The sequence below is a fragment of the Cyanobium sp. Cruz-8D1 genome, from assembly GCF_024345975.1.
In the GTDB taxonomy this organism is placed as follows: Bacteria; Cyanobacteriota; Cyanobacteriia; order PCC-6307; family Cyanobiaceae; genus Cyanobium.
This window is the reverse complement of record NZ_JAGQCD010000106.1, coordinates 1-1853: the sequence shown is the minus strand read 5'-3', so window position 1 is coordinate 1853 and position 1853 is coordinate 1. Positions and strand designations below refer to the sequence as shown.

The 1853-nt window shown below is 68.3% G+C and carries 2 protein-coding genes; one reads left to right on the top strand and one right to left on the bottom strand.

Annotated elements, in window-relative coordinates; all coding sequences use genetic code 11:
- Positions 1-148 precede the first annotated feature (148 nt).
- Positions 149-1066: a major capsid protein gene (locus tag KBZ33_RS21395; RefSeq protein WP_255012037.1), complete on the bottom strand. Its 918-nt coding sequence runs from the start codon at positions 1064-1066 to the stop codon at positions 149-151.
- A gap of 255 nt (positions 1067-1321) precedes the next feature.
- Here KBZ33_RS21395 and KBZ33_RS21390 point away from each other — a divergent pair, with 255 nt between their 5' ends.
- Positions 1322-1507 carry a hypothetical protein gene (locus KBZ33_RS21390; protein WP_255012035.1) on the top strand — a complete coding sequence of 62 codons (186 nt, stop codon included), beginning with the start codon at positions 1322-1324 and terminating at the stop codon, positions 1505-1507.
- Positions 1508-1853: the final 346 nt, after the last annotated feature.

The following is a 1853-nucleotide window of genomic DNA, read 5'->3' as shown; positions in this document are numbered from 1 at the left end:
ACCACCTCACCGCTGCTGAACACCTTCTCGGTGTCGCGGGTGGCGGAACGGTTGGTCCAGCCCACCAGCACCGTGGCGGCATCGAGAAGGGCGTTGGCTTTGAGGCGAGTCATCGGGCGATCTCCAGATCAGGTGTGTGTGGTGCAGCTCAGGAAATGGGGGCGATGCTGTGCAGCCGGCCCGCGGCGCGGGGGTGCATCACGCCAAAGCCCACGTACCAATCGATCCGGGTACGGAAGACCGGGGCATCAGGCACCTCGCCCAGGTCACGGACGGAGATGCCGTAGCGGCCCTGGAAGGGCCCCTGCAGACCAGTCACCGCCTGGTCGCCAAAGGTGCAGCAGTAGATCGAGCTGCTGCCGCCTGCTTCTCCGTAACCCAGCACTTCCAGGCCCTGGGCGTCACGGTCGACGGTGAGGATCTGGCACTCCTGGTAGTGATGCACCATCACGCCCAGGTTGTTGGTGCTCACGTTGTAGACGCCCTGGCCGACGGTCTGGCGGGCAAGGGCGTTGAGCTGGCGGCGCATCGCCTTGCTCATCACCAGGTACTTCCGACCGCCGTAGGAGTTCACCGAGTCGATCAGCTCATCGAGCTTGTCGAAATCGAGCGCCCCGCCACCGTTGTTGAGGGCCATCTCAGCTCCAGGGGAGAGGCGCCGGGCCAGGCCGTCAAAGCCCCGGCCCTGGCTGGCGGTGGCGTCCCCATTGATCAGCGCCGCCTCCAGGGTGAGGCGCATCGAGCGCACCTTCATCTCGGTCTGCGCAGCACGGGCTTCCGGGCCCTGCAGGTCGACGATCGAGCGGTCCACATCCACGTCACCCCCAAAGAGGTGCACGGCCTCGGATTGGGGGTCGACGACGCCGTAGCTCTGCTTGTAGCCCTCGTTCACCGCCCGGAAGCCCACGGAGGGGAGCTCCTTCTCGACGGAATAGAAGAGACCGCCGCCGGCGATGTTCATGAATGGCAGCCAGCTGAGTAGTTCGCCCTCAGCGAAGGTCTTGATCACCGCCAGGTGCTCCAGGCGGGTCTCGTACTTGGCTGCCTCGATCAGGGTGAGGCCCATCGGTGCTGCACTCCCGGGGATCGGCCCCAGATCACGTCACCGGCTATTGCCATGGGGAGTGAGCAGCGCGGCGGGGATGCAGCCACCAGCTCCTGAACGGGCTCCGCTCCGGCCCTCCTCATGGTCGGGGGGCGCCTCAAGGGTGATACAGAGCCCGCCGCTGGGAGGTTGGCTGCGCTGCGCTCCGCATTCCAGTTGTGGACGGGCCCTTGACCCGCCCCCCGCCGGCTGAGGGGTCCTACGCGGAGCCCTCCCATGGCCCCTCTGTCCCGCAAAGCTCAGCTGCAGCAGTTCTCCTGGCAGGTGCTGGAAGATCTGGCCTTCTGCAGCGGGCGCTGGCCGCGGCTGGCTGAGCTGGCGGCCCAGGTGCTGTTCGAGCAGCAAGCAGCCGCCCCGGCCGTGCCGGTCGATCCAGCGCTGGAGGCACTGCTGCCCTTCTGAGGGCCATGGCCAGCAGCCGGCGGGGCTCTCCGGGGCCCTGCCTTCCTGCTGGTCGCGACCACCAGCAGACACCGCAAGAGGCCCAGCGGACCTGGCAGCCCAGGAGGCCCAGCGGACTTGGCAGGCCACCGATCCACCGGATGCCGACCCAAGGACCGAGCTGGCGGGGGTTCAGCACGCGCGGGGCCGGAGGCCTCACGGTCGGCGAGGGGGAGAAGAGGGGCACCGCTGCCCCAGCCGTCTCGCCCTGGCAAGGATCGGGCCAGGCGCCTCTGCGAGGCGTCCTTGCCAGGTCGCTACAGCCGGGGCCTGACGCGGGTGTCCCTCGCCTCCTTCGTGATGGCCT

Coding starts and splice junctions, on each gene's coding strand:
- KBZ33_RS21390 (WP_255012035.1), top strand. CDS start 1,322: ATGGCCCCTCTGTCCCGCAAAGCTCAGCTGCAGCAGTTCTCCTGGCAG.
- KBZ33_RS21395 (WP_255012037.1), bottom strand. CDS start 1,066: ATGGGCCTCACCCTGATCGAGGCAGCCAAGTACGAGACCCGCCTGGAG.